Origin of the sequence: Dietzia sp. DQ11-44, assembly GCF_014145205.1 — a bacterium.
Lineage (GTDB): Bacteria > Actinomycetota > Actinomycetes > Mycobacteriales > Mycobacteriaceae > Dietzia > Dietzia natronolimnaea.
The window spans coordinates 1-3,771 of record NZ_JAALEC010000490.1 but is presented as its reverse complement, the minus strand read 5'-3'; the positions used below and the strand labels follow the sequence as shown (position 1 = coordinate 3,771).

Annotated in this window: 4 protein-coding genes; 1 reads left to right on the top strand and 3 read right to left on the bottom strand. The window is 72.5% G+C overall.

Annotation, left to right across the window (positions count from 1 at the left end):
• Positions 1-6 precede the first annotated feature (6 nt).
• The gene (locus tag G6018_RS12360) at positions 7-1,137 is read left to right on the top strand and encodes an isochorismate synthase (protein WP_182639756.1); all 1,131 of its coding nucleotides are present in this window, start codon (positions 7-9) and stop codon (positions 1,135-1,137) included.
• A 48-nt stretch (positions 1,138-1,185) separates the two neighbouring features.
• On the opposite strand, the gene G6018_RS12355 is transcribed toward G6018_RS12360, so the two are convergent.
• The 3 genes from G6018_RS12355 to G6018_RS12345 all read right to left on the bottom strand — a co-directional run.
• The gene (locus tag G6018_RS12355; RefSeq protein ID WP_179525510.1) at positions 1,186-1,980 is read right to left on the bottom strand and encodes a fumarylacetoacetate hydrolase family protein; all 795 of its coding nucleotides are present in this window, start codon (positions 1,978-1,980) and stop codon (positions 1,186-1,188) included.
• Positions 1,981-1,990: 10 nt separating this feature from the next.
• Complete coding sequence (locus G6018_RS12350; RefSeq protein ID WP_182639755.1) at positions 1,991-2,704, bottom strand: exonuclease domain-containing protein; 714 nt, start codon at positions 2,702-2,704, stop codon at positions 1,991-1,993.
• The coding region (locus G6018_RS12345) for a DUF294 nucleotidyltransferase-like domain-containing protein (RefSeq protein WP_241732087.1) at positions 2,704-3,771 on the bottom strand (1,068 nt) is incomplete at its 5' end. The genes G6018_RS12345 and G6018_RS12350, both read right to left, overlap by 1 nt.

Below are 3,771 nucleotides of genomic sequence, written 5' to 3'. Positions count from 1 at the left end.
TGAGCCGTGGCGTCAGGGCCCCACCCCGACGCCGCCAGGCCTGTCACCGCCCCGGATTTCCTCCTGTCGCGCCACACCGGATCGCTGCGGACCCAGGGCTCCCTCCGCGTCTTCCCCGACCCCGCCGACGCGGCGCTGGCCCTCCGGTCCGGACGCTGCGGGCTGGTGGTGGGCGCCATCGGGTTCGAGCCGGACGCCCCGGCAGCACTGGTCGAGCCCGACTTCGTGGTCCGGACCGACGGCCCACTCGAGCCGCCCGCCTACTTCCGCTCGCTCCGCACGCGCGCCCGCGTCGTCGAGGAACTGCCCTCGACTGAGGCCCACCGGAGACGGGTGGCCACCGCGATCGCGGGTATCCGGGCGGGTGGGCTGGACAAGGTGGTGCTCGCGCGCGCGGTCCGGCTGCTCGCGGACGACCCGATCGACCCCCACGCCGTGTGCGCGGCGCTCATCGATTCGAGCCCGTCGGCCGATGGATTCCTGGTCGACCTGTCCCCCGCCGGCGGGGTCCACTCCGGCAGGATCCTGGTGGGATCGAGCCCGGAGCTCCTCGTCCGTCGACGGGGTGACGTGGTGGAGTGCCATCCGCTCGCCGGATCCGCCCCCCGCTCCCGTGACACGTCGGTGGACCAGGCCGCGGGACGGGCACTGCAGGCGTCGGGCAAGGACGCCGCCGAGCACGCGTTCGTGGTGGACTCCCTGGCGACGGCGCTCGCCCCCCTCTGCCGGGATCTACAGATCCCCGAGCGCCCGTCGCTCACCTCCACCCGTGAGATGTGGCATCTGGGGACGCGGATCCGCGGACGGGTCGCCGACCCGCGGACGACCGCTCTCGACCTCGCGCTGGCCGTCCACCCCACCCCCGCCGTGTGCGGAACCCCCACCGATGAGGCGCGGCGGGTGATCGCGGGTCTCGAGGGCCGGCGGGGCTTCTACTCGGGAGCGGTGGGATGGGCGGACGCGGGCGGCGACGGCGACTGGATGGTCACCATCCGCTGCGCCGAGATCGACGCCGATCGCTCGGGGGCGATCGCCTGGGCGGGCGGGGGTCTGGTCGCCGACTCCGACCCCGACGACGAGGTGGCCGAGACCGCCGCCAAACTCCGCACGGTCCTCACCGCGCTGGGCGCCGTGTGACCGGACCCCCCGACCGGGTCTCGACCGTCAGGCGGGTCGGGACCCGACCTACCTGTCGACGACGGGGTTGGTCAGCGCTCCGATGCCCTCGATCTCCACGGTGACCCGGTCACCGGGGAGCATCGGGCCGACGCCGGCCGGGGTTCCCGTCAGCACGACGTCGCCCGGGAGCAGCGTCATGACCCTGCTGACGTACTCGATGATCTCCCCGACGGTGTGCATGAACTGGGAGGTGTTGCCGTCCTGGCGCACCTCCGAGGACCCGTCCGGGTGGTGCAGCGTGGTGCGGACGTCGAGGCCGTTGGGGTCGAGGTCGGTGACGATCCAGGGGCCCAGCGGGCAGAAGGTGTCGTACCCCTTCCCGCGGGTCCACTGACCGTCCGCGAGCTGCTGGTCGCGCGCCGTCACGTCGTTGGCGCAGGTATACCCCAGGATCACCTCGTGGGCCCGGGCGGCCGAGACGTCGCGACAGGGCTGACCTATCACCACGGCGAGCTCACCCTCGTGGTCCACCCGCTCGGAACTGGGCGGGTACGCGATCCCGGCCTCGGGGCCGACCACCGAGGTGTTGGGCTTCAGGAAGATCAGCGGCTCGGCGGGCGCCTCGGACCCCATCTCCTCGGCGTGCTCCGCGTAGTTCTTACCGACGCACACCACCTTGGAGGCGAGGATCGGAGCGAGCAGGCGGACGTCGGCCAGCGGCCATTCGCGGCCGGTGAACTCGGGGGTGCCGAAGGGGTGTTCGGAGATCTCCGCGCAGGTGAGGGCGGCGGGATCGGTGACATCACCGCGGACCTCGACGAAGGCGAATCCCTGCGGGTGGGCGATACGGGCGAGACGCATACCCGCGATCCTATGCCGTTCGCAGATCCCGGAGCGTCGTGACCCCGCGCTCGTGCAGCTCCGCGGTCTGGGCCAGGTAGAGCTCCGCGCAGGCGAGCGCGTCGATCAGCGCATCGTGCGCCCGGTAGCGGGGGAGCCCGTACCGCTCCCTGGCGCTCCACAGCCGGAGTTCGTCCGGGGAGGACTCCGGGGCGAATCCACTGTCGACGCCCGCGCCGAGCACCCGGCGGTGGAGTTCGAGGGTGTCGACGGGGACGAACGGAGGCCGCACACCGTGCCCGGAGGTGCACAGAGCGCCGAGGAAATCGGTTTCTATACGACTGTAGTGGGCGACGAGGACCCGGCCGGTCAACGCCTCGAAGATCCGGTCCAGGAAGACGTCCACGCTCACCCCGGTCGCGACCGTGTCGTCGGTGATCCCGTGCAGCGTCGCGCTCTGGCCCACTCCCTCCACGTCGTCGGCGCCCTCGGCCCGCAGGAGCAGGGACCGCGCGCCGCCGAGGACGATCCGGTCACCGTTCACCGGTACCAACCCCACGGACAGAACCCTGTCGCGGCGCGGATCGAGGCCGGTGGTCTCGACGTCCATCGCCAGCAACGGCAGATCCGCCAGTGGGGTCGACGGCTCCGGGGGCGGGGTCTCGAGGTAGCGCCGCAGCGGACCGTCGGGAAGCCGTCGTGCGGTGCGTCGACGTCGCCCGGACCCGGTGAACCACTCACGCATCACATCTGCCCGACCCGGTATTTCAGGGCGAGCGAGCCCTGCACCCCGGCGATGATCCGGAACGCGGCGCGGAGACGGTGACGGTCGGCGGAGCTCAGCGTTCCCGGATCGATGTGGTTGTCCTGAGGGTCGTCGTCCGCGATCTGGCGCGCGTGGTGGCGGTAGGTCAGGCCACGCAGGAACCGGAAGGCCTCGCCGAGATCCTCCGCGTCGGCGCGCGCGATGACACCGGCCCCGGCCGCGGCGTCGAGCCGACCGAGGGTGGACACCTCGTCCAGCCCCGCGGAGAGGGCGTGCACACGCGCGATCTGCACCACGGGCGCGATCCCGCCGGCCTTGAGGTCGAGGGTGTTGCGGTACTCACCCCGTCGTGCCACCACCAACCCACGGAAGAACCCCAGCGGCGGCTGCCATTCGCACGCTATGCGTGCCAGGTGGGCCTGGAACCGTCGACTGCCCTCGGCGCGAGCGAGCATCTCGTCACGGACCCGCATGAACAGCGAGGTGTCCCCGTGCACCGGGCGGATGTCCAGGAACACCTGGGAGTGCAGGACGGCGTCCGCTCCCGGCGCCCGCACCCAGTCCCCCACCTGGCGCTCCCAGGACCTGCACGTGCGACGCCACGCCGGGTTGGAGGCCATGACGTCGCCCGGACACAGCGGGAATCCGGCCCGGTCGAGACCGGCGCACACCTCCTGCGCCAACGCGGCGAAGTACCGGTCCGCATCCGGTGTCGTCTCCGCCGCGTCGTCGAGGATGAGCGCGTTGTCCTGGTCGCTCGCCACGCCGAGCTCCCCTCTGGCCTGGGAACCCAGGCCGACCCAGCAGTACGCCACGGGCGGCGGTCCGAGGCCGCTCTCCGCGAGTGAGATCAACCGTCGCGTCGCGGCGTCGGCGGTGGCGGTGACGACGCGACCGATGTCCTGGGGGGCGGTGCCACGGCGGACGAACTCGCCGACCAGGGCGGGCAACCTCGCCGCCAGGCGCGCGACCCCCTCGGGGTCGGGCGCGCGGGCGATGCGGGCTGCCAGGTACACGGGGTCGGTCTGGGCCAGTCGGAGCAGGTC